Origin of the sequence: Actinacidiphila bryophytorum (assembly GCF_016916835.1) — a bacterium.
GTDB classification, from domain to species: Bacteria; Actinomycetota; Actinomycetes; order Streptomycetales; family Streptomycetaceae; genus Actinacidiphila; species Actinacidiphila bryophytorum.
The window spans coordinates 318,954-345,485 of record NZ_JAFFIX010000001.1 but is presented as its reverse complement, the minus strand read 5'-3'; the positions used below and the strand labels follow the sequence as shown (position 1 = coordinate 345,485).

Below are 26,532 nucleotides of genomic sequence, written 5' to 3'. Positions count from 1 at the left end.
TTCCCTGGTGCCGGGAAGCGGGTCCGCCCTCGGAAAAGCCCTCAGCGTGCCGTTCAGGCAGCCGGAACGATGTTCACGACGCGGCGACCGCGCTTCGTGCCGAACTCGACAGCACCGGCGGACAGCGCGAACAGCGTGTCGTCCTTGCCGATACCCACGCCGGAACCGGGGTGGAAGTGCGTGCCGCGCTGGCGGACGATGATCTCACCGGCGTTGACGACCTGGCCGCCGAAGCGCTTGACGCCGAGCCGCTGAGCGTTGGAGTCGCGACCGTTCCGGGTGGACGATGCGCCCTTCTTGTGTGCCATCTCTCCTCAGTCCCTTACTTCGCAGCCGCGGCGGGGATGCCAGTGATCTTCAGCGCCGTGTACTGCTGGCGGTGACCCTGGCGACGGCGGTAACCGGTCTTGTTCTTGTAACGCAGGATGTCGATCTTCTGGCCCTTGTGGTGGTCGACGATCTCGGCCTCGACCTTGATACCGGCCAGCACCCACGGGTCGCTGGTGACGGCTTCGCCGTCCACCACGAGCAGCGTCGACAGCTCGACGGCGTCGCCGACCTTGCCGGTGGGAATCTTGTCGACCTCGACGATGTCGCCGACGGCCACCTTGTGCTGGCGGCCACCGCTACGCACGATCGCGTACACGCGGAACTCACTCTCTGCTCGATTCGGACCCCTGATGCCAGCCGTCCCAACAACCCGGGGGGCCTCTCCCGGCTGACCGGGAGGAATGTGCTCAGGAGAAGGCGTGAAACGCCGAAGCTCAACTTTACGTAGGCCCTTGACCCCGGTCAAATCGCCCCCCGGCCCCCCTTACGCAGGGGGTGAGCGTTCGGGGGCGCGGGGCTGCATCTCATCTGCGGCTGGCGCCGCGCGGGCGCGCCCAGCCCTCACCCACCGTCACGTGGCGACGGACCGCCACCACTCCAGGGGCGCGGGGAACTGCGCGCCAAGCCCCCACCGGGCGCGCGGATCACCACCGTTCGAAAGGGGCATTTCGGTCCGTGCCGGACCACCGGCCGGCGAGCGAAGCGAGTGGGGGCACCCCCAGGCGAAGCGCTGGGGGAGGCTGGGCGCGCCATTCCCCGCGCCCCTGGGTGCTCGGCACCGCCGAAAGAGGGCACCCCCCGGTTGAGGGGGCGCCCTCTGGGCGCGAAGGGGCTACTCGGCGGGGGCTGTGGACTTCTTGGCCGCAGCCTTCTTCGTGGTCTTCTTGGCCGCAGCCTTCTTGGCCGTCTTCTTCGCCGCCGCCTTCTTGGCGGGCGCCTTGCGGGCCGCCCGCTTCTTGGGCTCGGCGCCCTCCTCCGCGGAGGCGGGGGCGGAGACGGCCTCGGGCTCGGCCTCGGCCGGGACCGGAGCGGCCGCGGCCACGACGATCTCGGCGTCGCCGCCCGCCGCAGGCGACCCCGCGGGAGCGGCCACCTTGCGGGTCGCCCGCCGGCGCGTACGGGCCGGCGGCTCGGTGGAGACCTCGGGCTCGGGCAGCGCTGCCGCCGCGGGGGCGGGCGCCTCGGCGGCGACGACCACGACGGCCGCCTCCTCCGCCGCCGCGGGCGAGCCCGCGGGAGCCGTGGCCTTGCGGGTGGCCCGCCGGCGCGTACGGGCCGGCGGCTCCGTGGAGACCTCGGGCTCGGGCAGCGGCTCGACGTCGGGCTCGCTCACCGGCACGACGACGAAGGCCTGCTCGACCTCGCCCGCCGCGGCGGCGGGCGCCCCGGCGGGGGCGGTCGCCTTGCGGGCGCCGCGGCGCCGGTTGCGGCCGCGGGACGAATTGGCTGCGGCCTCGGCCTCGGCGGCGCTGCCGAACCACTCCTCCTCGGGGTCGCCGACCGCCGGGACGAGGTCGGACTCGCCGACCTCGATCGGCTCCAGCTCGGGAAGCTCCTCGGCTTCCGCCTCCGCCTCGGTCTCGACCTCGACGTCGGCGATGTGCTCGTGGCCCTCGCCGCCCGCGGCCTTGCCGCCGCGGCGCTTGCGCTTGCCGCCGCCTCCGCCGGTGGTGGTCGCCTGGTCCATGTGGACGATGACGCCGCGCCCGTTGCAGTGGACGCAGGTCTCGGAGAAGGACTCCAGCAGGCCCTGTCCGACCCGCTTGCGGGTCATCTGGACCAGGCCGAGCGAGGTGACCTCGGCCACCTGGTGCTTGGTGCGGTCGCGGCCCAGGCACTCCAGCAGCCGGCGCATGACCAGGTCGCGGTTGGACTCCAGGACCATGTCGATGAAGTCGACCACGACGATGCCGCCGAGGTCGCGCAGCCGCAGCTGGCGGACGATCTCCTCGGCCGCCTCCAGGTTGTTGCGGGTGACGGTCTCCTCCAGGTTGCCGCCCTGCCCGGTGAACTTGCCGGTGTTGACGTCGACCACGACCATCGCCTCGGTCTTGTCGATCACCAGCGAGCCGCCGGAGGGCAGCCACACCTTGCGGTCGAGCGCCTTGAGCAGCTGCTCGTCGATGCGGTACGTCGCGAAGACGTCCACTTCCGAGGTCCAGCGGGACAGCCGGTCGGCCAGGTCGGGTGCGACGTGGGAGACGTAGTCGTGGATGGTGCCCCACGCCTCGTCGCCGCTGACGATGACCTTCGAGAAGTCCTCGTTGAAGATGTCCCTGACGACCCGGACGGTCATGTCGGGCTCGCCGTAGAGCAGGGTCGGCGCGTTGGAGCCGCCGCCGCTCTTGGCCTTGCGCTGGATGTCGTCCCACTGCGCCTGCAGGCGCTCGACGTCGCGGCGCAGCTCGTCCTCGCTGGCGCCTTCGGCGGCGGTGCGGACGATGACACCGGCGTCCTCGGGGACGATCTTCTTCAGGATCGTCTTGAGCCGGGCGCGCTCGGTGTCGGGCAGCTTGCGGCTGATGCCGGTCATCGAGCCCTCGGGCACGTAGACCAGGTAGCGGCCGGGCAGGCTGACCTGGCTGGTGAGCCGGGCGCCCTTGTGGCCGATCGGGTCCTTGGTGACCTGGACCAGCACCGGCTGGCCGGACTTGAGCGCGGACTCGATGCGGCGGGGGCCGCCGGACAGGCCGAGCGCCTCGAAGTTGACCTCACCGGCGTAGAGCACCGCGTTGCGGCCCTTGCCGATGTCGACGAAGGCGGCCTCCATCGACGGCAGCACGTTCTGGACCTTGCCCAGGTAGACGTTGCCGACGTAGCTGGTGGCCTGCTCCTTGTTGACGTAGTGCTCGACGAGGACGTTGTCCTCCAGCACGCCGATCTGGGTGCGCTCGCCGTTCTGCCGGACCACCATGACGCGCTCGACCGCCTCGCGGCGGGCCAGGAACTCGGCCTCGGTGATGATCGGGACGCGGCGGCGGCCCTGCTCGCGGCCTTCGCGGCGGCGCTGCTTCTTGGCTTCGAGGCGGGTGGAGCCCTTGATGGACTGCACCTGGTCGGCGCCGGTGCCGAGCGGTTCGTGGCTCTGCCGCGGCTCGCGGACCTTGACGACCGTACGCTCCGGGTCGTCCACGTCGCTGCCGTGCGTGTCGTCCGCGCCGGAGTCGCCACCGCGGCGACGGCGGCGGCGACGGCGACGGCTGCTGGTGCTGCCGGACCCGCCGCCCTGCGGGTGCTCGTCCTCGTGCTCGTCGGCGGACTCGGCCTCGTCGCCTTCCTGCGACTCGTCCTCGTCCTCGTCGTCACCGGACGCGCTCTCGTCGTGCTCCGCGGCCTCGCCACGGCGGCGGCGACGGCCGCCGCGCCGGCGGCGCCGGGAGGACGGGCGGTCCTCGCCGTCCGCGTCGCCCTCGGCCTCCGCCTCGGGCTCCTCCGCCTCCGCCTCGGCGCTCTCCGCGGCCTCGGTGGCCGCGGCATCGGCGGCGGCACCGCCCCTGCGGCGCCTGCGGCGGCGCGAGCTGCCGCCCTCGTGCTCCTCGGCCTCCGCCTCGGGCTCGGCCTCCTCCACCTCCTCGGCGGCGGGCGCGGGGGCGCCGAAGACCGGCGGCTGGAAGACGGCGGTCGGCGGCTGCACGACCCGGCGGCGGCCGCGGGCGGGCGCCTCCTCGGTGCGCACGTCCAGCGTCACGGACTCGGCGGCGATGCCGAAAGCGTCGGCGAGCGCGGCCACCGCCTGGGCGGCGGCGTCCTCGGGGGTGGCACCGTAGCCGCGGATCTCGTAGGCGTCGTCGACCTCGACGGCCCAGCCGTCGCCGTCGCGCAGCGCCTTGCCGGTGTACGCGGTCGCCGGGCCGGAAGCCGCGGACGCGTCGGCGGCCTCAGGCTGGGGCGCGAGCGCACCGGGCTTGAGCCGGCGCGATCCGTCGCCGCCGGAGGCGGAGAAGGTCGCGGCGGGCGCCGCCTTCTTACGGGTCCGCCGGGCCGTGCGCCCCGCGGGCTCCTCCGCAGGGGCCTCCGCCTCGGCGGGAGCCTCCTCCGCGACGGCGGGCGAACCGGCGGGAGCCGTCGCCTTCCGCGTGGCACGGCGGCGGGTACGCGCGGGAGCCGCGTCCTCGGCGGGAGCGGCCTCCTCGACCGGGGCCTCCGCGTCGGCGGGAGCCTCCTCCGCGACGGCGGGCGAACCGGCGGGAGCCGTCGCCTTACGGGTGGCGCGGCGGCGGGTACGCGCCGGGGCGGCGTCGTCGGCGACGGGCTCCTCGGCGGCGTCGGTCGTCTCCTCGGGCGCGGCGGCAGGAGCCGCGGCCTTGCGGGTGGCACGGCGGCGGGTACGCGCCGGAGCAGCGTCGTCAGAAGCAGCCTCGGGCGCGGCCTCCGCGGCCTCGGTCTCCTCGGCAGCCGGAGCAGGAGCGGCAGCCTTGCGCGTCGCCCGGCGGCGGGTACGGGCCGGAGCAGCGTCGTCAGAAGCAGCCTCGGGCGCGGCCTGCACGGCCTCGGTCTCCTCGGCAGCCGGAGCAGGAGCGGCAGCCTTGCGCGTGGCGCGGCGGCGGGCGGGCGCCGGTGCCGCGTCGTCCGCGGCGGCTTCCTCGGCGGCGGGCGCTGCGGCGGCCTTGCGGGTCGCCCGGCGGCGCGCGGGCGCCGCGGTCTCGCCGGTCTCGGCTGCGGTGTCGGTGGCGGCGGCCTCGGAGGCCGCGGTCTTGCGCGTACGGCGCCGGGCCGGTGCGGCCTCGGGCGCGTCAGCGGAGCCGGTGCCGGTGTCGGCTTCCGCGGCCACGCCGACCGGGGGGCCTGCGGGGCGGGAGGCGGCGCGGCGGCGGCGGGCCGGTGCGGCTTCCGCCGGGGTGTCGGCTGCGGTGGTGTGCGAATCGGTCTGGTCGGGCATTCGGGCAGTGCTCCCGTCGAGCTCCCGGGCGCCGCGTCCAGGTCGGAGGGGGCAGGCCGCTTGGATCGCGGGGCCGCCCTCCGGGGCGCGGGCGCCGCACGGGAGCTGCTGTGTCGCTCGTCGGCCGCCCGTGCGGGGGCCGACGAAAGTCTCATGTGGTCTGCGGCGCCGGACCCGGGTGGCTCCCTGGTGCGTCGGCGACGCGTGACGACGTGGCTACGCGGAACCGGCGGGCACCGCCACGGCGTCGCGATCTGGCGCGAGCGGGTCGGTGACCGTTCCGGTGTCCTCGTCGAGCGGCCCCTGCGCCAGCCTGGTCACCGCTGCGGGGACCGGCGGCGCGAGGTCGGCCGTCGCATGGAGGCCGGACAGTACGTCGTCGGGTCGTACGGCAGGTGTCAGGTGTCGCACAACCAGCCGCAGTATCGCACAGGCCTGGTCCTGTGGCCTATCGGCACCCTGGCGCGTCGCGTCACCGGTGGCGTCGAGGGCTCCGTCGCCCTCCACGACCTCGAACCGCGTGACGGCGGCCCGGCAGTCGAAGGTGCGGATGCCGTTCTTGGTGCTGCGCTGTACTTCCACGGTGTCCGCGGCGAGGAACGCCGCGACGGCCCGCCTGGCCTCGTCCGGCTGTACGCCGTCGAGCCTGAGCTGCCACACCGACGCTTCGAGGCGTTCCGCCAGGCCCGAGGTGCGGGCCTCGACGGCCTCGATGACGTCGAGGCCTGCGGGGAGCGACTCGTCCAGCAGCGCCCGCAGCAGCTCCGGGTCGCGGACCTGCGCCAGGCCGATCTCCAGGTACTCCGCCTCGCTGCCGACGCCGGTGGGTGCGGCGTTGGCGTAGGACACCTTGGGGTGCGGGGTGAAGCCCGCCGAGTACGCCATCGGCACCTCGGCTCGGCGCAGTGCCCGCTCGAAGGCGCGCTGGAAGTCACGGTGGCTGGTGAACCGGAGGCGGCCGCGCTTGGTGTAGCGCAGACGGATGCGCTGCACCGCGGGTGCGGGCGGCGGGCCTTCGGGCTGTCGCTTGCCCAGTGTCGTTCAGTCCCTACGTGCGATTCGGGGGTACGTCGTCGGGTCCAAGGTTACGCCGCGCCGCAGCTGACCGCCGCCGCGCTCAGGGGTGCGCGGGCGGTGTGCGCCCCCCGCTGTCGCCGTCGCCCCGCCCGAAGTCCTTGCGGGGGTCGGGCCGCTGCCCTGCGGGCGGGGGCGCGGGCGTGCGGTGCGGCGGTACGGGCGGCGGGCGGTGCGCGGGCGCACCGAGCAGCACCCGGCGTACGGTGCGCCGCACCTCGGCGACGGCTTCCGCGGCAGGCCGCAGGACCGCCCGCACGCACCAGCGCAGCACCGGGCCGAGGGTCAGGTTCCACACGAAGGCCACCGGGATCGCGACGAGCACCCGGAACACCCAGCCGATCGCGCGCCCGACCGCACGCGAGACGTACGCCGTCCCCCGCCAGGCGAGGGCCAGCGCCGCCCCGACCTCCCGCGCGACCGGCACGACGACGTACCGCCACAGGAAGCCGAGCGGCACCACCAGCAGGTAGTGCACCAGGAAGGCGACCGCGGCCGCGAGCGCCCGCGCCACCGGCAGGATCAGGACCCGGCCGACCGGCGCGAGCACGTAGCGCCACAGGGCGACGAGCGGCCATACGACGAGGTAGCGCCACAGGAAGGCCAGCGCCCTGCCGAGCGGTACGAGGACGTAGCGGTAGAGGGTGGCGAGCGGCCATACGACCAGGTAGCGCCACACGAAGGCCAGCGGCGGCGCCAGCACGTTCCGCCACACCCACAGGAAGCCGGTCCTGCCGGCGCGGCCGACCGCGGCCAGCAGGTCCCACAGCAGGCGCAGCGGCAGGACGACGACGAAGGCGACGACGCGTACGGGGAGCCGTACCGCGACGGCCAGGCAGCCGTCGCCTCCCCCTCCTTCCCCTTCCGGCGCCGGGCGCCGGGCCTCCCCCTGGTATGTCATGGCCAGAACTTATCTCTCGGACCTCCCGGCTGACCCCGAGAGAGTGCCACTTGCTGTGGCCTTGCTTCTCTGCCCTCGATCTGGGCTGGGCGCGCAGTTCCCCGCGCCCCTGAAAAACGCTCGCCGTCGCACGCAGGCGCGGCCACTAACCGCCGGGGCGCAGGCCCACCAGGCCCTGGAGGAAGCGGTCGAGCTGGTCGGGGAAGGGGGGCCACGGGGTGTCGCAGCGGTTGATGCGCATAGACACGCTGCCGTGGACGGCCGCCATCAGGTCGAGCGCCATGGCCCGCGGGTCGCACGGCGAGGCGAGGCCCGCCTCGACGCAGCGCTCGACCGCGGCGACGCAGCTCTCCCGGAAGTCCTGCTTGAAGCGCATCTCGACCCGCTGGTTGAGGGTGCTCTCGTAGAGGACCTTGTACAGGCCGGCGTGTTCCTGCGCCCAGGTCCCGAGCAGCAGGGTGCGCTCCCTGAGCGCGTCCGCGGGGTCGGCCGCGGCGGCGTCCGCCGCCTCCATCGCCCGCATGATGTCGCGGTGGCAGTGCTCAAGCGTCGCCAGCACCAGGGCGTCGCGATCGGCGAAGTGCAGGTAGACCGACGTGGCGGCGATGCCGACCTCGCGGGCCACGGCCCGCATCGACAGCGCCTGGTCGTCCGCGAGCACGTCCAGCATCTTGGTCGCCGTCGTGATGATGTCGGCCCGCAGCCGCTCGCCCTGGCCGCGCGGGTTGTTGCGGCTCCGGGCTCCGCTCCGGGGTGCAGGGGTCGCATCCATGATTGCGATTGTATGGGCACAGCCCGTAGGACTACAGTCGTAGCCCTACGGCCGTTCGGTCAGGTCCACACCGTGGAGGCACCCATGGAGCGCAGCAGGGACATGCCCGTCGAGACACCGGTGGACACCCTCACCTACCACCAGGGCTGGGAGGACTTCCCCGAACTGACCGACCGCGAGAAGCTCGCCCTGTGCGTCGTCGCCGACATCTGCCGGCAGACACTGGGCATGCCGTTCGAGACGCACGGCACGATGGGGCTCACCCACAACCTGTCCGGTGACGCGCTGCGCGAACTGCTCGTCTTCCAGGGCGACTACCCGGCGCTGCTGCGCCATCTGCGCACCCCCGGCGTCCGGTTGACGGCCCGTGAGCGGACCTTCGGCGCACTGACCGCCGACGTCCTGCACGGCGTGCTCGACGGCGTCTTCGCCTTCCACGTCTCCGCCGCGCTGGCCGTCGGCGCGTCCCCCGCCGACGTGCTGGCGGTCGTCCGCTTCTGCGGCCAGTTCGGCGCGGCCGAGGCGTGGCAGGGCCTGCGCGCCGCCGAACGCCTGCTCGCCACCGCGTCCGGCACCCGGGGCTCCGCGGTCGCCTGACCCCCATAAGGTGTCCCGGGTAGGCCGGGACTGGGGAGGTGGGGTCGGCATGATCAGCGAGCCGGAGATGGAAGACACCGGGGACCCGGGCGAGCCCCTGGACCTGGTGAGCCACACCGACCGGCCGCCGCTGCTGGGGCGGTTCACCGCCAAGCCGTGGATGTGGGCGCTCGGCGCGGTCGTGGTGACCTCCGCGGTGTGGGCCGGTGTGCTCAAGGGCACCGGCTACGGGCAGACCGCGCAACCCGACCTGCACGGCTATCACATCGACGGCAGCAACCCCTGCACCAACCTCAACCTGCAGCCTCTGGCCGGGAGTCTGGCCGTGACGGGCTTCGTCCAGAGCACCCCGGTGATCACCAGGACCGCCGTACTCGACCGTGCCAGCTGCGAGTTGATCGGAATGGCGGGCGGGTCCCGCGGGTGGCGGACGACGTACACGATGAGCGTCACCGTCGACCTGCACAAGAAGACCGACCCCAAGGCGGAGTTCGACGCACGCAGCCTTGCCGAGATCGCCGTGCCCGGCGGCGACCAGGGGCTGGTCTTCTCCTACATGGACGACCACGAGGTGACCACGCACCCCGATGGCATCGGCGACCGGGCGAACATGACCACCGGGGTCTACCGGCAGTCGCTTTCGGTACGGCACGGCGGCGCGGTCTTCTCCCTGACGCTCTTCGGCTTCAGCGAGCGGGACGACACCAACGGCGACCGGAGCATGCTGCTGCCGCCGATCGCGAAGACCTCCGCCTTCCGCAAGGACCTGGTGCCGACCGTCCGCAGCCTGATGGACGCGCTGTCCCAGCCGCCGTCGTCCTGACCCCGGCCCGCCCGCGGCTACCCGCGGCAGCAGCGCTCGTCGGCCGCGTCGGCGAGCAGCCCCAGGCCGACGCCGAACATCCAGGAGTCCTTCGCCAGCGCGATACCGTCCTGCGTCGGCCACACACTGCCCGGCTGCCGCATGCCCGGGGTGCGCGCGTAAAGGCCCAGCAGCGCGGCCGAGAAGCCGGTCAGCGCGGCACCGGCCAGCGCCGCCGGCACGAACGGCATCAGCAGCAGCGAGCCCGTGGTGATCTCCCCGCACGCCAGCAGCCGCTGGAACTGCTGCGGGGTGAGCTTCTTGAACACCGGGTACACCCCGCAGGCCATCCCGTGCAGCACCTCGGCGCTCGCGTCGTCACCCTTCCACTTCTGCAGCCCCGAGTGCAGGACGAACACCCCGGTGGCCGCACGGGGCGGGGCTTGCCGCAGCTTCATGACCGACTCCTCACAGCTCGCGTGGCGCCCCTCCCCCAGGATGCCCGCCCCGCCCGGTCCCGCCACCCGGCCGCCGCCGGACGAGCCCACCCCCACCCGGGGTCAGCCCGCCGCCCCGCGCCCCGCCGAGTTCGTCACCGTCAGCGGCAGCAGCTTCTTCCCCGTCGGCCCGATCTGGATGTCCAGGTCCAACTGCGGGCAGACGCCGCAGTCGAAGCAGGGGGTCCAGCGGCAGTCGTCGACCTCGGTCTCGTCGAGGGCGTCCTGCCAGTCCTCCCACAGCCAGTCCTTGTCGAGGCCCGAGTCGAGGTGGTCCCAGGGGAGGACCTCCTCGGCGGTGCGCTCGCGGGTGGTGTACCAGGCCAGGTCCAGGCCCTCGGCGGGCAGGACGGACTCGCAGGCGCGCGTCCAGCGGTCGTAGCTGAAGTGCTCGCGCCAGCCGTCGAAGCGGCCGCCGTCCTCGTAGACCGCGCGGATGACCGCGCCGACCCTGCGGTCGCCGCGGGAGAGCAGGCCCTCGATGATGCCGGGCTTGCCGTCGTGGTAGCGGAAGCCGATGTTGCGGCCGTACTTGCGGTCGCCGCGGATCGCGTCGCGCAGCTTCTCAAGGCGCGCGTCGGTCTCCTCGACACCCAGCTGCGGCGCCCACTGGAAGGGGGTGTGCGGCTTGGGCACGAAGCCGCCGATCGAGACGGTGCAGCGGATGTCGTTCTGCCCGGTGACCTCGCGGCCCTTGGCGATGACCTTCTTCGCCATGTCGGCGATCTGCAGCACGTCCTCGTCGGTCTCGGTGGGCAGGCCGCACATGAAGTACAGCTTCACCTGGCGCCAGCCGTTGCCGTACGCGGTGGCGACCGTGCGGATCAGGTCCTCCTCCGAGACCATCTTGTTGATGACCTTGCGGATGCGCTCCGAGCCGCCCTCGGGGGCGAAGGTCAGGCCCGAGCGGCGGCCGTTGCGGGTCAGCTCGTCGGCCAGGTCGATGTTGAAGGCGTCGACCCGGGTGGACGGCAGCGACAGGCCGATCTTGTCGTCCTCGTAGCGGTCGGCGAGGCCCTTGGCGATGTCGGCGATCTCGCTGTGGTCGGCGGACGACAGGGACAGCAGGCCGACCTCCTCGAAGCCGGTGGCCTTCAGGCCCGCCTCGACCATCTCGCCGATGCCGGTGATGGAGCGCTCACGCACCGGGCGGGTGATCATGCCGGCCTGGCAGAAGCGGCAGCCGCGCGTGCAGCCGCGGAAGATCTCCACCGACATGCGCTCGTGCACGGTCTCCGCGAGCGGCACCAGCGGCTGCTTGGGGTACGGCCACTCGTCCAGGTCCATCACGGTGTGCTTGGACACCCGCCACGGGACACCGCTGCGGTTGGGCACGACCCGGGAGATCCGGCCGTCGGCCAGGTACTCGACGTCGTAGAAGCGCGGTACGTACACCCCGCCGGTCTTCGCCAGCCGCAGCAGCACCTCGTCACGCCCGCCGGGGCGGCCCTCGGCCTTCCACGCCCTGATGACCTCGGTCATCTCCAGGACGGCCTGCTCGCCGTCGCCGATCACGGCCGCGTCCACGAAGTCGGCGATCGGCTCGGGGTTGAAGGCGGCGTGCCCGCCGGCCAGCACGATCGGGTCGTCCAGGGTGCGGTCCGCCGCGAGCAGCGGGATGCCGGCCAGGTCGAGGGCGGTCAGCATGTTGGTGTAGCCCAGCTCGGTGGAGAAGCTGAGGCCGAAGACGTCGAAGGCGCGGACCGGGCGGTGCGCGTCCACCGTGAACTGCGGCACACCGTGCTCGCGCATCAGCGCTTCCAGGTCGGGCCACACGCTGTACGTGCGCTCCGCCAGGACGCCCTCGCGCTCGTTGAGCACCTCGTAGAGGATCATGACGCCCTGGTTGGGCAGCCCCACCTCGTACGCGTCCGGGTACATCAGCGCCCACCGCACGTCGGTGGAGTCCCACTCCTTGACGGTGGAGTTCAGCTCCCCGCCCACGTACTGGATCGGCTTCTGGACGTGCGGGAGAAGTGCTTCCAAGCGCGGGAAGACCGACTCGACAGGCATCTCGGCGACTTTCATCAGCTGGGCGGTGAGCGCCCCCGGGCCGGAGGCCCGAGGGGTGGGTGACCCTCAAGGGTACCCGGACGCTCAGACCTCCAGATCCGCGCGCTCCCACGCCCCGGGCAGCTCCGCCTCGACCTGCGCGGCCCGCGCCCGCTCGGCCGCCAGCAGCGCGTCGTAGGGCGCCGGGTCCTCGCCCGCGGCCGCCGCGTCCCGCGCCGCCCCGGCCAGCGCGGTCCTGCACAGCACGCTGTCCTGGTGCTCGCCGAGCAGCTGCTGCAGCGACTTCATCCGGCCGGTGTGCGCCTTCGCCCGCGCGCCGAGCACCGGCTGCGCGGCCTCACCCGAATAGCGGGCGCGCTTGGCCGCCTTGCGGGCCTCGTGCAGGGCGACGTCCTTGTCAGGCCCCGGCTCCAGCGCGACCGCCGCCTCGATGCGGCGCCGCAGCCGCGCCAGGTCGCGCTTCACGGTCGCGGCTGCGGCCTCCGCCGCGGGCTTGCGGGCCGCCTTGCGGTACGGCGGCGCCGCTGTCAGCGCTTCGAGGGCGTCGAGCAGGGCGAAGTAGCGGGCGCCGTCCAGGGTGTGCAGCAGCGCGGTGTGCGACGCGGTCGAGGTGTCGGCCGCCAGCGCGTGCAGCCGGTCCTTCACCGCGTCGGTGGCCAGGCCCGCGTCCAGCTCGGTGAGCCGGGCCGACAGGCGCTCGGCCAGCACCTCACGGTCGCGCTCTGTGCCCAGCACCGCCGCGAGCCACTTCAGCTCGGCACCCAGCGGGTCGGTCACCGCCCGGTCCAGTTCCTTGCGGAAGCTCTTGAGCGCGCTGCGCGACCTGCGGGTCGCGACCCGCATCTGGTGGACGGCGTCCTCCTCGTCCCTGCGGACGGCCGGGTCGAGCGCGAGGATCGCCGTGAGCTGGGCGTGCAGGTAGCCCACCGCGGTCTGGCCCGCGCTGCCCGGCACCGCGGGCGGCCCCGCCGGCGGTGCGACCAGCAGCCCGCCCAGCGCCCGGGCCAGTTTCGACGCGGAGGCCGAGCGGTGCAGGCCTGACGCGGCGAACCGCTCCTCGACGGCGTCCAGCAGCGCCGGGTCGCCGCCGGCCGCCTCGCCCAGCTCGACCTCGACCTCGCTCCACGTCGACTCGCTGCCGTCCGGCAGGGCCTGGGCCTCGACGCGGTCGTAGGCCACCTCGGCGAGGGTGTCGCCCTGCTCGTCCAGCAGCAGGACGCGGCGGCGGGCGGTGCGCAGCCGGGCCACCGGGCGCAGCTCCTGGCCGCGGGCCAGCGCCGCGATCTCCTGCCGCAGTTCCTGCGGGGGGCCGTCCGCGGCCGGCGTCAGGTCGGCCTGCACCTCGGTGCGGGTGTCCGCTGCGGCGGAGGGCAGTTTCAGGTGCCAGCCGGCGTCGTCACCGCCGGTACGCCGCCGGAGCGTCACTTTGTGGGCGGCCAGGGCCAGGCCGGCGGTGTCGTAGTACACCGCCTCCAGGCGGACCGTGTCGAGCGCGCGCGAGCCGGCCGTCAGGCCGGCCAGGTCCGCACGTACGGTGCCGGCTTCCTCGCCGGCTTCGTACTTCCGCTCCGTCTCCCGCACCCGGCCGCCCATACGCCCGACCGTACCTCCCCTTCTCCCCCAGAGGGCAACCACCAGGGGCGCGGGGAACTGCGCGCGCAACCTCCCCCAGGGCTTCGCCTGGGGGTGCCCCCACTCGCTTCGCTCGCCGGCCGGTGGTCCAGCACGGACCGAACAGCCCCTTTGCGCCGGTGACGACCCGCGCGTGCGTGGGGGCTTGGCGCGCAGTTCCCCGCCCCCCCAAAAAACGCTCACCCTCCGCCCAGAGGGCAAGCCAAAAGGGGCGCGGGGAACTGCGCGACCAGCCCATCACCCGCCGGTGGTCCGGCACGGACCGAACAGCCCCTTTCGGACGGAGACGACCCGCGCGTGGTCGGGGGCTGAGCGCGCAGTTCCCCGCGCCCCTGATGGCTCGGCCCCGCCGCAAGGGCACCCCCCGAGCCGCCGCGGCCGGGGAAGCGCACCGCCCTGCGTAAGGGCGCCCTCAAGGCGGAGGGTTACGCCGACATCGGGCGTTGCATCTTCACGGATTGGAGCAGCCCTATGGCCACGCAGTTGGCGAACATGGATGACCCTCCGTAGGAGACGAAGGGCAGCGGGATGCCCGCTACCGGCATGATGCCCAGCGTCATGCCGATGTTCTCGAAGGCCTGGAAGGCGAACCACGCCACGATCCCGGCGGCGACGATCGTGCCGTAGAGGTCGGTCGCACCGCGGGCGATGGCGCAGCCGCGCCAGAGGATGACGCCGATCAGCAGGATGATGAAGGCCGCGCCGACGAAGCCCAGTTCCTCGCCGGCGACGGAGAAGACGAAGTCCGTCTGCTGCTCGGGCACGAACTGCCCGGTGGTCTGGCTGCCGTGGAAGAGGCCTTTGCCGAGCAGGCCGCCTGAGCCGATCGCGATCCGCGCCTGGCTGGTGTTGTAGCCGACGCCTGAGGGGTCGAGCGCGGGGTTGGCGAAGGCCGCGAAGCGGTCGATCTGGTACTTGTCGAGGATGCCGAGCTGCCAGACCAGCAGTGCGCCGACGATGCCGGAGGCGATGAGGCCGAAGACCCAGCGGTTGGACGCGCCGGAGGCCAGCAGCACGCCGAGGATGATGGCGCCGAGCACCATGACGGAGCCGAGGTCCGGCATCATCATGATGATCGCGATGGGCAGTGCGGCAAGGCCCAGGGACTGCAGGACGGTGCGGTGGTCGGGGTGTTCGCGGTCGCCGGCGTCGACGCGGGCGGAGAGCACCACGGCCATGCCGAGGATGATCGCGACCTTGACGAACTCCGAGGGCTGCAGCGAGAAGCCGCCGCCGATGACGATCCACGAGTGCGCGCCGTTGACGGTGGAGCCGAGCGGGCTGAGCACGGCGAGGATGCCGAGGATGGCGAGGGCGTAGTAGAAGGGCACGACGTCGCGCATCCTGCGGTGGCCGATGACGACCGCGCCGATGCCGAGTGCGGCGCCGATCCCGGCGTTCATGACGTGCCGCAGCAGGAAGTAGTACTGGTCGCCGTGGGTGAGGCTGGTGCGGTTGCGGGTGGCGGAGTACACCAGAAGGGTGCCGATGGCGCACAGCAGCAGGGCGGCGAAGAGCAGCAGCCAGTCCATCCGGCGCACTATCGAGTCCCGGGCGAAGAGCTTGCCCAGGGTGGACTTCTCCGGGGTGTAGCGGCGGATCGTGGTGTAGCCGGAGACGCTCATGACCAGTACCGCCTGCCCAGCAGCAGTTTCTCGGGACGTCCCGGCGCGAGTGCGGCGAGCACCTGGGTGGCGCCGCCCGCGGTGTGGGAGCCGCCCGGGGCCGGTGCGAACAGGTCGTCGCCGGCCGGCAGCGTGTAGGACGCCGCGGTGGCGACGCCGTCCGCGGAGATCTTCGGCAGCGCGGTGACGGGCTTGGGCATGATCCCCTTCTTGGGGTCGATCGTGCCGCTGTCCTTGGTGATGCCGTACATGGCCTCGTAGATGCGCCGGACGGCCTCGCCGGAGGCGCCGGAGCCGGTGCCGCCCTGGGAGATCGTCATGACGATCGTGTAGTCCTTGGTGTAGGTGTCGAACCAGGACGTGGTCTGCTTGCCCTCGACCTCGGCGGTACCGGTCTTGGCGTGCAGCGGGATCTTGTCCTGCGGCCAGCCGCCGAACTTCCAGTCGGCGGTGCCCTCGGTGACCACGCCCGCGAGTGCCTTGTCGATGTACTTCAGGGTGGCCTTGGTGTCGGGCAGCTTGCCCGACACCTTGGGCTTGATGGGGGTGACGGTCTTGCCGTCGGCGCTGATCACGGCCTTGCCGATAGTCGGCTGGTAAAGGGTGCCGCCGTTGGCGAGCGCCGCGTAGACCCGGGCCATCTGCACGGGGGTGACGAGGGTGTCGCCCTGGCCGATCGCGTAGTTGACGGAGTCACCGGCGCGGATGACGTTGTGGTCGGCGCACTTCTCGATCGAGATCTGGACCTCGAAGCTCTTCTTCTTGTCGTTCTTGTGGGCCGCGGCGGTACGGCACCAGTAGCCCTGCATCATGTCGTTGTAGTCGGAGGCCCACTTGCGGTCGGGCACGCGCCCTGTGACCTCGCCGGGCAGGTCGACACCGGTCTTGGCGCCGAGGCCGAACTGGTGGGCGGTCTTGAAGAACCAGTCCTTGGGCTTCTTGGGGTTGGTCCCGCCGTCCTTCTGCCATTCGTTGTAGGCGATGCCGTAGAAGACGGTGTCGCAGGAGACCTCCAGGGCGCGGCCGAGCGAGATGTCGCCGAAGCTCTCGTTCTCGAAGTTCTTGAACTCCCGGTCGCCGATCATCATCGAGGAGGTGCAGGGGTAGTTGCCGTCCGGCGGGTAGCCGGCGTTGATGGCGGCGCTGGTGGACACCACCTTGAAGGTGGAGCCGGGTGCGGACTGGCCCTGGATGGCGCGGTTCAGCAGCGGGAAGTCGGACTTCTTGTCCATCAGCGTGTTGTACGCCTTCGACGAGATGCCGCCGACCCACTCGTTGGGGTCGTAGGTGGGCAGGCTCGCCATGGCGATGATCTGCCCGGTGCGGTTGTCCATCACGACGGCGGCGCCGGAGTCGGCCTTGTAGTTCTGGTGCGAGACGGTGTCGTACGTCTTGCGCGCGGCCACCATCGCGTCGTTGAGCTCCTTCTCGGTGACCGCCTGGACGCGCGCGTCGATGCTGGTGACCAGGTTGCTGCCGGGCTCCGCGGGGGTGTCGCCGGCCTTGCCGATGACCCGGCCGAGGTTGTCGACCTCGTAGCGGGTGACGCCCGCGGTGCCGCGCATCTGCTTGTCGTAGACGCTCTCCAGGCCGGAGCGGCCGATCTGGTCGGAGCGCAGCAGCGGGGTGTCGGTCTTCTCCGAGGCGCTGACCTCGTCGTCGGTGACCGGGCCGAGGTAGCCGAGCACCTGGGCGGCGTTGGCCTTGAAGGGGGCGGCGTAGCGGCGGACGGCGGTGGGCTCCGCGGTGATGCCGGGGAAGTCCTCGCGGCGCTCCATGATCTGCAGCGCCTGCTGGGTGGTGGCCGAGTCGGTGATCGGGATGGGCTGGTAGGGCGAGCCGTTCCAGCACGGCTTGGGCGTCGCGGAGTCGCACAGCCGGACCTTGTCGGAGACCTCTTCCGGCTTCATGCCGAGCACACCGGCCAGCCGGTCGAGTACGGCCTTGCCGTCGTCGGCCTGCTTGAGCAGGTCGGTGCGGCTGGCGGAGACGACGAGCTTGGTCTCGTTGTCGGCCAGCGGCACACCGCGGTCGTCGAGGATCTGCCCGCGCACGGCGGGGGTGACGACCTGCTGGATGTGGTTGCTCGCGGCCTTCTGGTCGTACTGCTGGCCGTTGCGGATCTGCAGGTACCACAGCCGCCCGCCGAGGGTCAGCAGCAGCGAGACGACCAGGATCTGCAGGATGACCAGGCGGATGGTGATCCGGGTGGTGCGTCCGGTCTCGGGAATGTTGCCGCTCATCGCCGTGCTCCCCTGGCCATCGAGCCGACCTTGACCATCCGGCCGCCGCGGAAGAGTCCCGCGCGCTGCGGGGCGATACCGGTCCGCATACGGCTGCGCCCGCCCCCGTAGCCGCCCGCGGCGTCCTCGGAGAGCGGGTCGTGGTCGAAGCGCCGGGCCATCGCCATGACCAGCGGCACCACGAAGGGCGCGAGCAGCAGGTCGTAGACGGTGGCGGTGAAGACCAGTTTGGCCAGGCCCACATGGGCGCCCGCGGTGTCGCCGACGAGACTGCCGACGCCCGCGTAGAGCACGGTGGTGCCGATCGCCGCGCCGATGACGACGAGCATCGGGCCTGCGGCCGTCCGCAGCCGGCCGGACTCGGGCTTGAACAGGCCCGCGGCGTAGCCGATGACGCACAGCACCAGGGCGTAGCGGCCCACGGCGTGGTCGGCGGGCGGTGCCAGGTCGGCGAGGAGCCCGGCGAAGAAGCCGATCAGGCAGCCGGCGACATGTCCGTAGCTTATGGCCAAGCCCAGCACGGTCAGCAGCAGCAGGTCGGGCACCGCGCCCGGCAGGTGGAGCCGGGCCAGCACGCTGACCTGGGCGACCATCGCGAAGACCACCAGGACGGTGGGGAGCAGGATCCGGTTCAGGCGCATGGGTCAGCCCCTGCCGCTGGTGGGCGTGTTGGTGGGGGTCGCCGGGGGCAGGGCGCCGCCGGTCGGGGTGCTGCCGGGCGACGCGGGGGTCGTCGGCGAGGCGGGCGCCTTGGGCTTGGGCTTGGGCGACGGGGTGGGCCTGGGGGGCAGCACGCTGTCCCGCGGGTCGGTGCGGGGGCCGACGACGACCACGCCGACGACGTCCAGCCGGGTGAAGCCGACGAAGGGCTGCACCAGCAGGGTCTTGGTGAGGTTGCCGCCTGACGGGTCGACACCGACGATCTTGCCGACCGGCACCCCGGGGACGAAGGGCTTGCCCGCCTCGGAGCCGAAGGTGACCAGGCGGTCGCCCTTGTGCACGGCGGCCTTGCCGTTGAGCAGCTGGACCCGCATCGGGCGGTCGCCCTGGCCGCTGGCGAAGCCCAGCTCCATGGAGTTCTCCAGCCGGGTGCCGACGGTGAAGTCCGGGTCGTTGGCGAGCAGCACGGTCGCCGTGGAGGGGCCGACGGTGGTGACCCGGCCGACCAGTCCGTCGCCGTTGATGACGGTCATGTCGCGGGCGATGCCGTCGTGGCTGCCCGCGTCGATGGTGACCGTCCAGGAGAAGCCCTGGGCGGCTCCTATCGCGATGACCTGCGCGCCCTTGATCGCGTACTGCCCGGCGCCCGCCGTCTTGAGCAGCTTGTCGAGTTCCTGCGCCCGGTTGCGGGTGATGTCCTTGCTGCCGAGCTGCTGCTTGAGCGCGGCGTTCTCGCGTTCCAGCCGGCTGATGGTGCTGCTGCGGCCGCCCGAGTCGCGCACCGCGTCCACCGCGTTGCCCACCGGGTCGACGACACCGGACACGGCGTTCTCGACCGGTCCGAACACGGATTGTGCGGCCTGCCGCGGCCGGTCGAGCGGTGAGTTCTCACCGCCCCTGATGTCCACGGTGATCAGCGCGAACGCGACCACGACCAGCAGCACCAGCAGCAGCCGGCTCTCCTTTGTGTCCCTCACGGGCGCCAGTCCGTGCCTTCCTCATCGGACCCGCCGCCGGTGGGGCCGCGGCCGGTCGGAGCTACTGTGCTGTGGTTCGCATGACGCGGATGGTCCGGCTAGCCGGGCTCGTCTGCGGGCCGCGCGTCATCTGCGGGGGGCGGCGTCGAGCACACGCTGCAGTGCCTCGAACTCCTCGACGCACTTGCCCGCGCCGAGCGCCACGCAGTCCAGCGGGGTCTCGGCGATGTGGATGGGCATGCCCGTCTCGTGCCGCAGCCGCTCGTCCAGGCCGCGCAGCAGCGCACCGCCGCCGGCCAGGACGATGCCGCGGTCCATGATGTCGCCCGACAGTTCCGGCGGGCACTTGTCCAGGGTGGTCTTGACCGCGTCCACGATCGCGTTGACGGGTTCCTCGATGGCCTTGCGCACTTCCGCCGCCGAGATGACCACGGTCTTGGGCAGTCCGCTGACCAGGTCGCGGCCGCGGATCTCGGTGTGCTCCTCGTCGTCCTTGGTCGCGAAGGCCGACCCGACGGTGAGCTTGATCTGCTCGGAGGTGCGCTCCCCCAGCAGCAGGCTGTACTCCTTCTTGATGTGCTGGATGATCGCGTTGTCCAGCTCGTCGCCGGCCACCCGGATGGACTGGGCGGTGACGATGCCGCCGAGGCTGATGACCGCGACCTCGGTGGTGCCGCCGCCGATGTCGACCACCATGTTGCCGGTGGCCTCGTGCACGGGCAGGCCCGCGCCGATCGCGGCGGCCATCGGCTCCTCGATGATGTGCACGGTCCGCGCGCCCGCCTGGTTGGCCGCGTCGATCACGGCACGGCGCTCGACGCCGGTGATGCCGGAGGGCACGCAGATGACCACCCGGGGGCGGGCGAGGTAGCGGCGCCTGTGCACCTTGAGGATGAAGTACCGCAGCATGCGCTCGGTGATCTCGAAGTCGGCGATGACGCCGTCCTTGAGCGGCCGGACCGCGACGATGTTGCCGGGTGTGCGGCCGATCATCTTCTTGGCCTCTGAGCCGACCGCGAGGATGCCGCCCGTGTTGGTGTTCACGGCCACGACGGACGGCTCGTTCAGAACGATCCCGCGGCCCCTGACGTACACCAGCGTGTTGGCGGTCCCGAGGTCGACAGCCATGTCACGGCCGATGAACGACATGTTGTTCGCCATGAGGATACGTCTGGCCTTCCCGAGCTTGAGCGGAGATTCCATCGTAGTCGCGACCGGTGCGGCGCGGAGTCGGGGTTCCGACGTCATTGTCATCAGAACACACAGCGGACCTCTGTAATGGTGACGCCGTGTCGGGATGTTTGGTTCCCGATCGACCGCGACATATGCCCTGTCCGGCGGGGGTGTTAGGCCAGACCGGGGAAGAACAGCTTGATCTCGCGCTCCGCCGACTCCTCGGAGTCCGAGGCGTGGACCAGGTTCTCCCGGACGATCGTGCCGAAGTCCCCCCGGATGGAGCCCGGAGCTGCGGCAATCGGGTCAGTCGGCCCCGCCAGCGCGCGCACGCCCTCGATGACGCGCTCGCCCTCGACCACCAGTGCCACCGAGGGGCCGGACTCCATGAACGCCACCAGCGGCTCGTAGAACGGGCGTCCGACGTGCTCGGCGTAGTGCTGTTCGAGGATTCCGCGGTCCAGCGTGCGCATTTCCAGGGCAGCGACCGTCCAGCCCGCCTTGCGCTCGATCCGGCCGAGGATCTCCCCGACCAGGCCACGGCGTACGGCGTCGGGCTTGAGAAGGACGAGGGTGCGCATGGACACGGGGCGGCTCCTGCTGGATACGTGAAGACGTGGGACTGCTGGTACGACGAGCCTACAAGGCGGGTCTCAGGCTGCTTGCGCCGCGTTCCGCGCCTTGGCCTCGTCCACCTTGCGGCCGAAGTGGATCGACGCCCACCACAGCCCGCCGAAGACCAGCCCGAGGAAGAACATCGTACCGACGACGAAGCCGCTGGCGAACAGCCCGACCTGCAGCGCCCAGCCGACGACCAGTGCGCCCGGCCGTTTGAGGAAGCCGCACAGCACGACGCACAGCCCCATGGCGATCCCCGACACCGTCCACACGGTGCCCATCGACAGGTCGGGATTCTTCATCGCGACCAGCCCGGCGAAGCCGATGACGAAGAACTCGCCGATCAGCGTGCTCGAACAGAGCGTCCGCATGGACCCAGCCCCTTACTTGCGGCCCAGCAGCAGCCGGGCCTCTCCCACGGTGATGACCGAACCGGTGACCAACACACCGGCGCCGGCGTACGCGCCCTCGTCCTCGGCCAGCGTGATCGCCGCCTCCAGCGCGTCGTCCAGGCGCGGTTCGACCTGCACCCGGTCCTCGCCGAAGACCTCGACGGCCAGCGCCGCCAGCGCGTCCACGTCCATGGCGCGCTTGGTGGAGTTGCGGGTCACCACGATCTCGGCGAACACCGGCTCGAAGGCCTCCAGCAGCCCGCGTACGTCCTTGTCCCCGCTCGGGCCCACGACGCCCACCAGGTGGGTGAAGTCGAAGACCTCGCGGATGCCCGCGGCGGTGGCCTGCGCGCCCGCCGGGTTGTGCGCCGCGTCCAGCACCACGGTGGGGCTGCGGCGGACCACTTCGAGGCGGCCGGGCGAGGTGACCGCGGCGAAGGCGCCGCGCACGGTGTCCACGTCCAGGGTGCGCTGGTGCATCCTGCCGATGCCGAAGAAGGCCTCCACCGCGGCCAGCGCGACCGCGGCGTTCTGCGCCTGGTGCTCGCCGTGCAGCGGCAGGAAGACCTGGTCGTACTCGCCGCCCAGGCCGCGCAGCGTCAGCAGCTGCCCGCCGACCGCGACCTCGCGGTGGGCGACGCCGAACTCCATGCCCTCGCGGGCGACCGTGGCGTCCACCTCGACGGCCCGCTTGAGCAGCACCTGGGCGGCGTCGGCGGGCTGCCTGCCCAGGACGGCGGTGGCGTCCTTCTTGACGATGCCGGCCTTCTCGACGGCGATCTGGCCCGGGGTGACGCCGAGCCGGTCGGTGTGGTCGAGCGCGATCGGGGTGACCACCGCGACCTGCCCGTCGACCACGTTGGTGGCGTCCCAGCTGCCGCCCATGCCGACCTCGACCACGGCCACGTCGACGGGTGCGTCGGCGAAGGCCGCGTACGCCATCGCGGTGAGCACCTCGAAGAAGGACAGGCGGTGCGGCTGGGCCTCGTCGACCATGCCGATGTACGGCTGGAGGTCGCGGTAGGTCTCGATGAAGCGCTCGGCGCTGATCGGGGCGCCGTCCAGGCTGATCCGCTCGGTGACCGACTGGACGTGCGGGCTGGTGTAGCGGCCCGTGCGCAGTTCGAAGGCGAGCAGCAGCCGCTCGATCATCCGGGCGGTGCTGGTCTTGCCGTTGGTGCCGGTGATGTGGATCGCCGGGTAGGCGCGCTGCGGCTCGCCCAGCACGTCCATGATCGCGGCCATCCGCACCAGCGACGGGTCGAGCTTGGTCTCCGGCCAGCGCCCGAGCAGCTCCTCCTCGACCTCCCGCAGCTCGCGGTCGACGGCGGGGTCGGCGGGCCGTGCGGGCACGTCGTCGGCCGCGGACACCGGGCTGATGCCGGCCCGCAGCGTACGGCTGCCGGCCTCGATGACGGCCATGTCCGCCTCGCGCGGCCCTGCGCCGGGCGCGAGGTCGTCGTCGGCTTCGTGGAGGTGCGGATCGTCCGCGGGGTCGCCGTTCGGGGGGAGGTCGGTCACGCCCACCAGTCTACGGAAGGCGGCCCCGGCCTCACGGCCAGGGCCACCCCCTGCACGCTCGGGCATCAGCCCTGGCCGTCACCCCTGCGGGGCACCCGGCCTCAAGCACGGGGCAGTGCCGCCAGCTGGGCCGAGAGCCGCTCGATGTCCGCCTCCGCGGTCGCCAGCCGCGCCCGGATGCCGGCCACGACCTTCTCGGGCGCCTTGGCCAGGAAGGCCTCGTTGCCGAGCTTGCGGCCCGCGTCGGCCTTCTCCTTCTCGGCCAGGCCCAGGTCCTTGGCGAGCCGCTTGCGCTCGGCGGCCACGTCGATCGCGCCGGACAGGTCCAGCTCGACGGTGACGCCGGCGACCGGCAGCGACGCGGTGGCGTGGAAGCCGTCGGCGGCCGGCTGCAGCCGCAGCAGCTGCCGGATGGCGTCCTCGTGCGGCGCCAGCAGTGTGCCGTCGAGGGTGAGCCGGGCCGGGACCTTCTGGCCGGGCTGCAGGCCCTGGTCGCTGCGGAAGCGGCGGACCTCGGTGACGACCCGCTGGACCTCGGCGATCTCCGCCTCGGCCGCCGGGTCGCGGAAGCCGCTGTCCGCGGGCCAGTCGGCGACCACCAGCGACTCGCCGCCGGTCAGCGTCGTCCACAGCGTCTCGGTGACGAAGGGGACGACGGGGTGCAGCAGCCGCAGCAGCGTGTCGAGGACCTCGCCGAGGACCCGCCCGGAGACCCGGGCGCCCTCGCCGCCGGCGAAGAAGACGGTCTTGGACAGCTCGACGTACCAGTCGAAGACCTCGTCCCACGCGAAGTGGTAGAGCGCGTCGGAGAGTTTGGCGAACTGGTAGTCGTCGTAGAGCGCGTCGACCTCGGCGACGGTCCTGCCCAGCCGCGACAGGATCCACCGGTCGACCGCCGACAGCTGCTCCGCGGGCGGCAGTTCGCCCTCGACGGTGGCGCCGTTCATCAGCGCGAAGCGGGTGGCGTTCCAGATCTTGTTGGCGAAGTTGCGGGACGCCTGGACCCAGTCCTCGCCGATCGGCACGTCGATGCCGGGGTTGGCGCCGCGTGCCAGGGTGAAGCGGACCGCGTCGGAGCCGTAGGTGTCCATCCAGTCCAGCGGGTTGACCGCGTTCCCGAAGGACTTGGACATCTTCTTGCCGAACTGGTCGCGGACCATGCCGTGCAGGGCGATGGTGTGGAAGGGCGGGGTGCCGTCCATCGCGTAGAGGCCGAACATCATCATCCGGGCGACCCAGAAGAAGAGGATGTCGTAGCCGGTGACCAGGACCGCGTTCGGGTAGAACTTCTCCAGCGCGGGGGTCTGCTCGGGCCAGCCCATGGTGGAGAAGGGCCACAGGCCGGACGAGAACCAGGTGTCCAGGACGTCGGAGTCCTGCGTCCAGCCCTCTCCAGGTGCCTCGTCGTCGGGTCCGACGCAGACGGTCTCGCCGTTCGGCCCGTACCAGACCGGGATGCGGTGGCCCCACCACAACTGCCGCGAGATGCACCAGTCGTGCAGGTTGTCGACCCAGTCGAAGTACCGCTTCTCCATCTCCTGCGGGTGGATGGCGACCCGGCCGTCGCGGACCGCGTCGCCCGCGGCCTTGGCGAGCGGGCCGACCTTGACCCACCACTGCATGGAGAGCCGCGGCTCGATGGTCGTCTTGCAGCGCGAGCAGTGGCCGACCGAGTGCCGGTAGGGGCGCTTCTCGGCGACGATGCGGCCCTCGGCGCGCAGCGCGGCGACGATCGCCGAGCGCGCTTCGAGCCGGTCCAGGCCCTGGAAGGGTCCGGCGGCGGTGATGACCGCGTGCTCGTCCATGACCGTGATGGCGGGCAGGTCGTGGCGGCGGCCGATCTCGAAGTCGTTGGGGTCGTGCGCGGGCGTCACCTTGACCGCGCCGGTGCCGAACTGCGGGTCGACGTGGGCGTCGGCGACGACGGGGATCGAGCGGTCGGTCAGCGGCAGCCGGACGGTCCTGCCGACCAGGTGCCGGTAGCGCTCGTCGTCGGGGTGGACGGCGACCGCGGTGTCGCCGAGCATCGTCTCGGCGCGGGTGGTGGCCACGACGATGCTGTCGTCGCCGTCGCCGTAGCGCATCGAGACCAGCTCGCCGTCCTCCTCGTCGTACTCGACCTCGATGTCGGAGATGGCGGTCAGACAGCGCGGGCACCAGTTGATGATGCGCTCGGCGCGGTAGATCAACTCGTCGTCGTAGAGCCGCTTGAAGATGGTCTGGACGGACCTCGACAGGCCCTCGTCCATGGTGAAGCGCTCGCGGGACCAGTCGACGCCGTCGCCGAGGCGGCGCATCTGGCCGGAGATCTGCCCGCCGGACTCGGCCTTCCACTGCCAGACCCGCTCGACGAAGGCCTCGCGGCCCAGGTCGTGCCGGGACTTGCCCTCCTTGGCCAGTTCGCGCTCGACGACGTTCTGCGTGGCGATGCCGGCGTGGTCCATGCCGGGCTGCCACAGCGTCTCGTAGCCCTGCATGCGCTTGCGGCGGGTCAGGGCGTCGATCAGCGTGTGCTCGAAGGCGTGGCCCAGGTGCAGGCTGCCGGTGACGTTGGGCGGCGGGATGACGACGGCGTAGGGCGGCTTGTCGCTCTTGGCGTCCGCCTCGAAGTAACCGCGCTCTACCCAGCGCTCGTACAGCGGCCCCTCCACGTCGGCCGGCGCGTAGGTCGTCGGCAGGTCGGGGGCGCTGGTCTGCCCGTCGTGGGGGCGCTGAGTGTTGTCGGTCACCCGCCGATTCTACGGTGGGGTGCCGGGCTGTTACGAATCGGTTGCCCCCCCGGGGTAAGCGGGGCGTAAAGGATCGGCGAAGATGAAGCAAGGCATCCACGGGAGGGGACCCGAGCCCATGAGCAACAGCCAGCCGCCGCCGAATCCTTACGGCCAGCAGCCGCCCGACCCGTACGGCCAGCAGCCGCCGCAGCAGCCCGGTTACGGCCAGCCTCAGCCGGGATACGGCTACCCGCAGCAGCAGCCCGGCTATGGGCAGCCCCAGCCGGGATACGGCCAACCGCAGCCCGGTTACGGCCAGGTTCCGCCCCAGCAGCCCGGGTACGGCTACCCGCAGCAGCAGCAGCCCCAGCAGCCGTACGACTACGGCACGCTGCCGCCGCAGCAGGGGCAGGGCGGCGGGAGCGGCAGGCGCACCGGCATCATCGCCGGCGCGATCGTCGCCCTGGTCGCGATCGGCGCCGGCGTCTTCCTCGTCGTCAACAAGAGCGACAGCGGCGGCGGTCTGAAGGACGACGGCAAGAAGTACAAGCTGATCACCCCGGAAACCGTCGCTGCGGACTACAAGATCCAGCACGACTCGGAGTTCGAGGACACCGACGGCTTCGACGACGACACCATGACCCTGCTGTCGGCCAACGGCATGCCGGACGCGCGGAAGGCGCAGGCCGGTTATCTGCAGGGCAGCGACGTCGCCGGCCGGGTGATGTCCTTCGAGGGCGCGTTCGGCACCGTCAAGGACCCGCAGAAGACCGCGGACGCGATGATGAAGTCGCTGCGCGACGACCCCGACAAGGACGACAAGGACAGCAAGACCGAATTCCTGGGGCAGCCGCAGACGATGCACCCGGCGGGCGCGGAGGACGCGGTCGTGGAGTGCCAGACGGCCAAGATCACCGACATCTCGTCGGGCAAGGCGTACACCCTGTCGGTGTGCCTGTGGGCGGACTACAGCACGGTCGGCACCGTCGCGCCCTTCGACCTCACGGTGCTGACCAACGGCACCGGTACGGGCATGTCGGCGGCGGACACCGCGGACCTGCTCGCCAAGGTCCGCAAGGACGTCCGGGTGCCGCTGGCGGGCTGACCGCCTTCCT

Annotated in this window: 21 protein-coding genes; 3 read left to right on the top strand and 18 right to left on the bottom strand. The window is 72.1% G+C overall.

What is annotated here, in order from left to right; genetic code table 11:
* Nucleotides 1-53: 53 nt before the first annotated feature.
* The 6 genes from rpmA to JT723_RS01415 form a co-directional block, all read right to left on the bottom strand.
* On the bottom strand, nucleotides 54-308 hold the full coding sequence (gene rpmA / locus JT723_RS01440; protein WP_031514533.1) for a 50S ribosomal protein L27: 255 nt from the start codon (nucleotides 306-308) through the stop codon (nucleotides 54-56).
* A gap of 14 nt (nucleotides 309-322) precedes the next feature.
* A complete protein-coding gene (gene rplU, locus JT723_RS01435; protein WP_033172875.1) occupies nucleotides 323-646 on the bottom strand; it encodes a 50S ribosomal protein L21 in 324 nt (107 codons plus the stop codon).
* Between the two features lie 516 nt (nucleotides 647-1,162).
* Nucleotides 1,163-5,209 carry an Rne/Rng family ribonuclease gene (locus JT723_RS01430; RefSeq protein WP_205042464.1) on the bottom strand — a complete coding sequence of 1,349 codons (4,047 nt, stop codon included), beginning with the start codon at nucleotides 5,207-5,209 and terminating at the stop codon, nucleotides 1,163-1,165.
* A 216-nt stretch (nucleotides 5,210-5,425) separates the two neighbouring features.
* Nucleotides 5,426-6,202 carry a TIGR03936 family radical SAM-associated protein gene (locus JT723_RS01425; RefSeq protein ID WP_205042463.1) on the bottom strand — a complete coding sequence of 259 codons (777 nt, stop codon included), beginning with the start codon at nucleotides 6,200-6,202 and terminating at the stop codon, nucleotides 5,426-5,428.
* A 124-nt stretch (nucleotides 6,203-6,326) separates the two neighbouring features.
* Nucleotides 6,327-7,184, bottom strand: coding sequence for a hypothetical protein (locus tag JT723_RS01420; protein ID WP_205042462.1), 858 nt, complete (start codon nucleotides 7,182-7,184; stop codon nucleotides 6,327-6,329).
* Between the two features lie 145 nt (nucleotides 7,185-7,329).
* Nucleotides 7,330-7,956, bottom strand: coding sequence for a TetR/AcrR family transcriptional regulator (locus JT723_RS01415; protein WP_205042461.1), 627 nt, complete (start codon nucleotides 7,954-7,956; stop codon nucleotides 7,330-7,332).
* 84 nt (nucleotides 7,957-8,040) lie between these two features.
* Between JT723_RS01415 and JT723_RS01410 the strand changes: the two genes are divergently transcribed.
* Entirely contained in the window at nucleotides 8,041-8,553 is a 513-nt protein-coding gene (locus JT723_RS01410; protein WP_205042460.1) for a carboxymuconolactone decarboxylase family protein, read from the top strand.
* Nucleotides 8,554-8,602: 49 nt separating this feature from the next.
* A complete protein-coding gene (locus JT723_RS01405; RefSeq protein ID WP_205042459.1) occupies nucleotides 8,603-9,376 on the top strand; it encodes a hypothetical protein in 774 nt (257 codons plus the stop codon).
* A 17-nt stretch (nucleotides 9,377-9,393) separates the two neighbouring features.
* Here JT723_RS01405 and JT723_RS01400 read toward each other — a convergent pair whose 3' ends face one another.
* From JT723_RS01400 to JT723_RS01345, 12 genes are all read right to left on the bottom strand, one after another.
* Nucleotides 9,394-9,813, bottom strand: coding sequence for a hypothetical protein (locus tag JT723_RS01400; protein ID WP_205042458.1), 420 nt, complete (start codon nucleotides 9,811-9,813; stop codon nucleotides 9,394-9,396).
* A gap of 102 nt (nucleotides 9,814-9,915) precedes the next feature.
* A complete protein-coding gene (locus tag JT723_RS01395) occupies nucleotides 9,916-11,865 on the bottom strand; it encodes a TIGR03960 family B12-binding radical SAM protein (RefSeq protein ID WP_205042457.1) in 1,950 nt (649 codons plus the stop codon).
* Nucleotides 11,866-11,949: 84 nt separating this feature from the next.
* Entirely contained in the window at nucleotides 11,950-13,458 is a 1,509-nt protein-coding gene (locus JT723_RS01390) for a CYTH and CHAD domain-containing protein (protein ID WP_205042456.1), read from the bottom strand.
* 464 nt (nucleotides 13,459-13,922) lie between these two features.
* Nucleotides 13,923-15,122, bottom strand: a complete 1,200-nt coding sequence (rodA, locus tag JT723_RS01385; protein ID WP_205042455.1) for a rod shape-determining protein RodA — start codon at nucleotides 15,120-15,122, stop codon at nucleotides 13,923-13,925.
* Complete coding sequence (gene mrdA, locus JT723_RS01380; protein ID WP_205042454.1) at nucleotides 15,119-17,365, bottom strand: penicillin-binding protein 2; 2,247 nt, start codon at nucleotides 17,363-17,365, stop codon at nucleotides 15,119-15,121. The genes rodA and mrdA overlap by 4 nt, the downstream gene beginning before the upstream one ends.
* Entirely contained in the window at nucleotides 17,362-18,006 is a 645-nt protein-coding gene (mreD, locus tag JT723_RS01375; RefSeq protein WP_205042453.1) for a rod shape-determining protein MreD, read from the bottom strand. The genes mrdA and mreD overlap by 4 nt, the downstream gene beginning before the upstream one ends.
* A gap of 3 nt (nucleotides 18,007-18,009) precedes the next feature.
* A complete protein-coding gene (gene mreC, locus JT723_RS01370; protein WP_205042452.1) occupies nucleotides 18,010-19,002 on the bottom strand; it encodes a rod shape-determining protein MreC in 993 nt (330 codons plus the stop codon).
* A gap of 126 nt (nucleotides 19,003-19,128) precedes the next feature.
* Entirely contained in the window at nucleotides 19,129-20,151 is a 1,023-nt protein-coding gene (locus JT723_RS01365; RefSeq protein ID WP_205042790.1) for a rod shape-determining protein, read from the bottom strand.
* A gap of 197 nt (nucleotides 20,152-20,348) precedes the next feature.
* Nucleotides 20,349-20,762: a nucleoside-diphosphate kinase gene (ndk, locus tag JT723_RS01360; RefSeq protein ID WP_205042451.1), complete on the bottom strand. Its 414-nt coding sequence runs from the start codon at nucleotides 20,760-20,762 to the stop codon at nucleotides 20,349-20,351.
* A gap of 66 nt (nucleotides 20,763-20,828) precedes the next feature.
* Entirely contained in the window at nucleotides 20,829-21,164 is a 336-nt protein-coding gene (locus tag JT723_RS01355; RefSeq protein WP_205042450.1) for a DUF4233 domain-containing protein, read from the bottom strand.
* 12 nt (nucleotides 21,165-21,176) lie between these two features.
* Nucleotides 21,177-22,706, bottom strand: a complete 1,530-nt coding sequence (gene folC / locus JT723_RS01350) for a bifunctional tetrahydrofolate synthase/dihydrofolate synthase (protein WP_251512798.1) — start codon at nucleotides 22,704-22,706, stop codon at nucleotides 21,177-21,179.
* 101 nt (nucleotides 22,707-22,807) lie between these two features.
* Nucleotides 22,808-25,435, bottom strand: a complete 2,628-nt coding sequence (locus tag JT723_RS01345; protein ID WP_205042448.1) for a valine--tRNA ligase — start codon at nucleotides 25,433-25,435, stop codon at nucleotides 22,808-22,810.
* A gap of 82 nt (nucleotides 25,436-25,517) precedes the next feature.
* Between JT723_RS01345 and JT723_RS01340 the strand changes: the two genes are divergently transcribed.
* The gene (locus JT723_RS01340) at nucleotides 25,518-26,522 is read left to right on the top strand and encodes a hypothetical protein (protein ID WP_240164881.1); all 1,005 of its coding nucleotides are present in this window, start codon (nucleotides 25,518-25,520) and stop codon (nucleotides 26,520-26,522) included.
* The last annotated feature ends 10 nt before the right edge of the window (nucleotides 26,523-26,532 follow it).

What these genes read in the sequence shown, in the direction of transcription:
- rodA (WP_205042455.1), bottom strand. Translation starts at nt 15,122, where the DNA reads ATGAGCGTCTCCGGCTACACCACGATCCGCCGCTACACCCCGGAGAAG.
- mreD (WP_205042453.1), bottom strand. Translation starts at nt 18,006, where the DNA reads ATGCGCCTGAACCGGATCCTGCTCCCCACCGTCCTGGTGGTCTTCGCG.
- JT723_RS01355 (WP_205042450.1), bottom strand. Translation starts at nt 21,164, where the DNA reads ATGCGGACGCTCTGTTCGAGCACGCTGATCGGCGAGTTCTTCGTCATC.
- mrdA (WP_205042454.1), bottom strand. Translation starts at nt 17,365, where the DNA reads ATGAGCGGCAACATTCCCGAGACCGGACGCACCACCCGGATCACCATC.
- JT723_RS01400 (WP_205042458.1), bottom strand. Translation starts at nt 9,813, where the DNA reads ATGAAGCTGCGGCAAGCCCCGCCCCGTGCGGCCACCGGGGTGTTCGTC.
- JT723_RS01415 (WP_205042461.1), bottom strand. Translation starts at nt 7,956, where the DNA reads ATGGATGCGACCCCTGCACCCCGGAGCGGAGCCCGGAGCCGCAACAAC.
- JT723_RS01420 (WP_205042462.1), bottom strand. Translation starts at nt 7,184, where the DNA reads ATGACATACCAGGGGGAGGCCCGGCGCCCGGCGCCGGAAGGGGAAGGA.
- rpmA (WP_031514533.1), bottom strand. Translation starts at nt 308, where the DNA reads ATGGCACACAAGAAGGGCGCATCGTCCACCCGGAACGGTCGCGACTCC.
- JT723_RS01340 (WP_240164881.1), top strand. Translation starts at nt 25,518, where the DNA reads ATGAAGCAAGGCATCCACGGGAGGGGACCCGAGCCCATGAGCAACAGC.
- JT723_RS01430 (WP_205042464.1), bottom strand. Translation starts at nt 5,209, where the DNA reads ATGCCCGACCAGACCGATTCGCACACCACCGCAGCCGACACCCCGGCG.
- JT723_RS01365 (WP_205042790.1), bottom strand. Translation starts at nt 20,151, where the DNA reads ATGTCGTTCATCGGCCGTGACATGGCTGTCGACCTCGGGACCGCCAAC.
- JT723_RS01405 (WP_205042459.1), top strand. Translation starts at nt 8,603, where the DNA reads ATGATCAGCGAGCCGGAGATGGAAGACACCGGGGACCCGGGCGAGCCC.
- JT723_RS01395 (WP_205042457.1), bottom strand. Translation starts at nt 11,865, where the DNA reads ATGCCTGTCGAGTCGGTCTTCCCGCGCTTGGAAGCACTTCTCCCGCAC.
- JT723_RS01410 (WP_205042460.1), top strand. Translation starts at nt 8,041, where the DNA reads ATGGAGCGCAGCAGGGACATGCCCGTCGAGACACCGGTGGACACCCTC.
- JT723_RS01390 (WP_205042456.1), bottom strand. Translation starts at nt 13,458, where the DNA reads ATGGGCGGCCGGGTGCGGGAGACGGAGCGGAAGTACGAAGCCGGCGAG.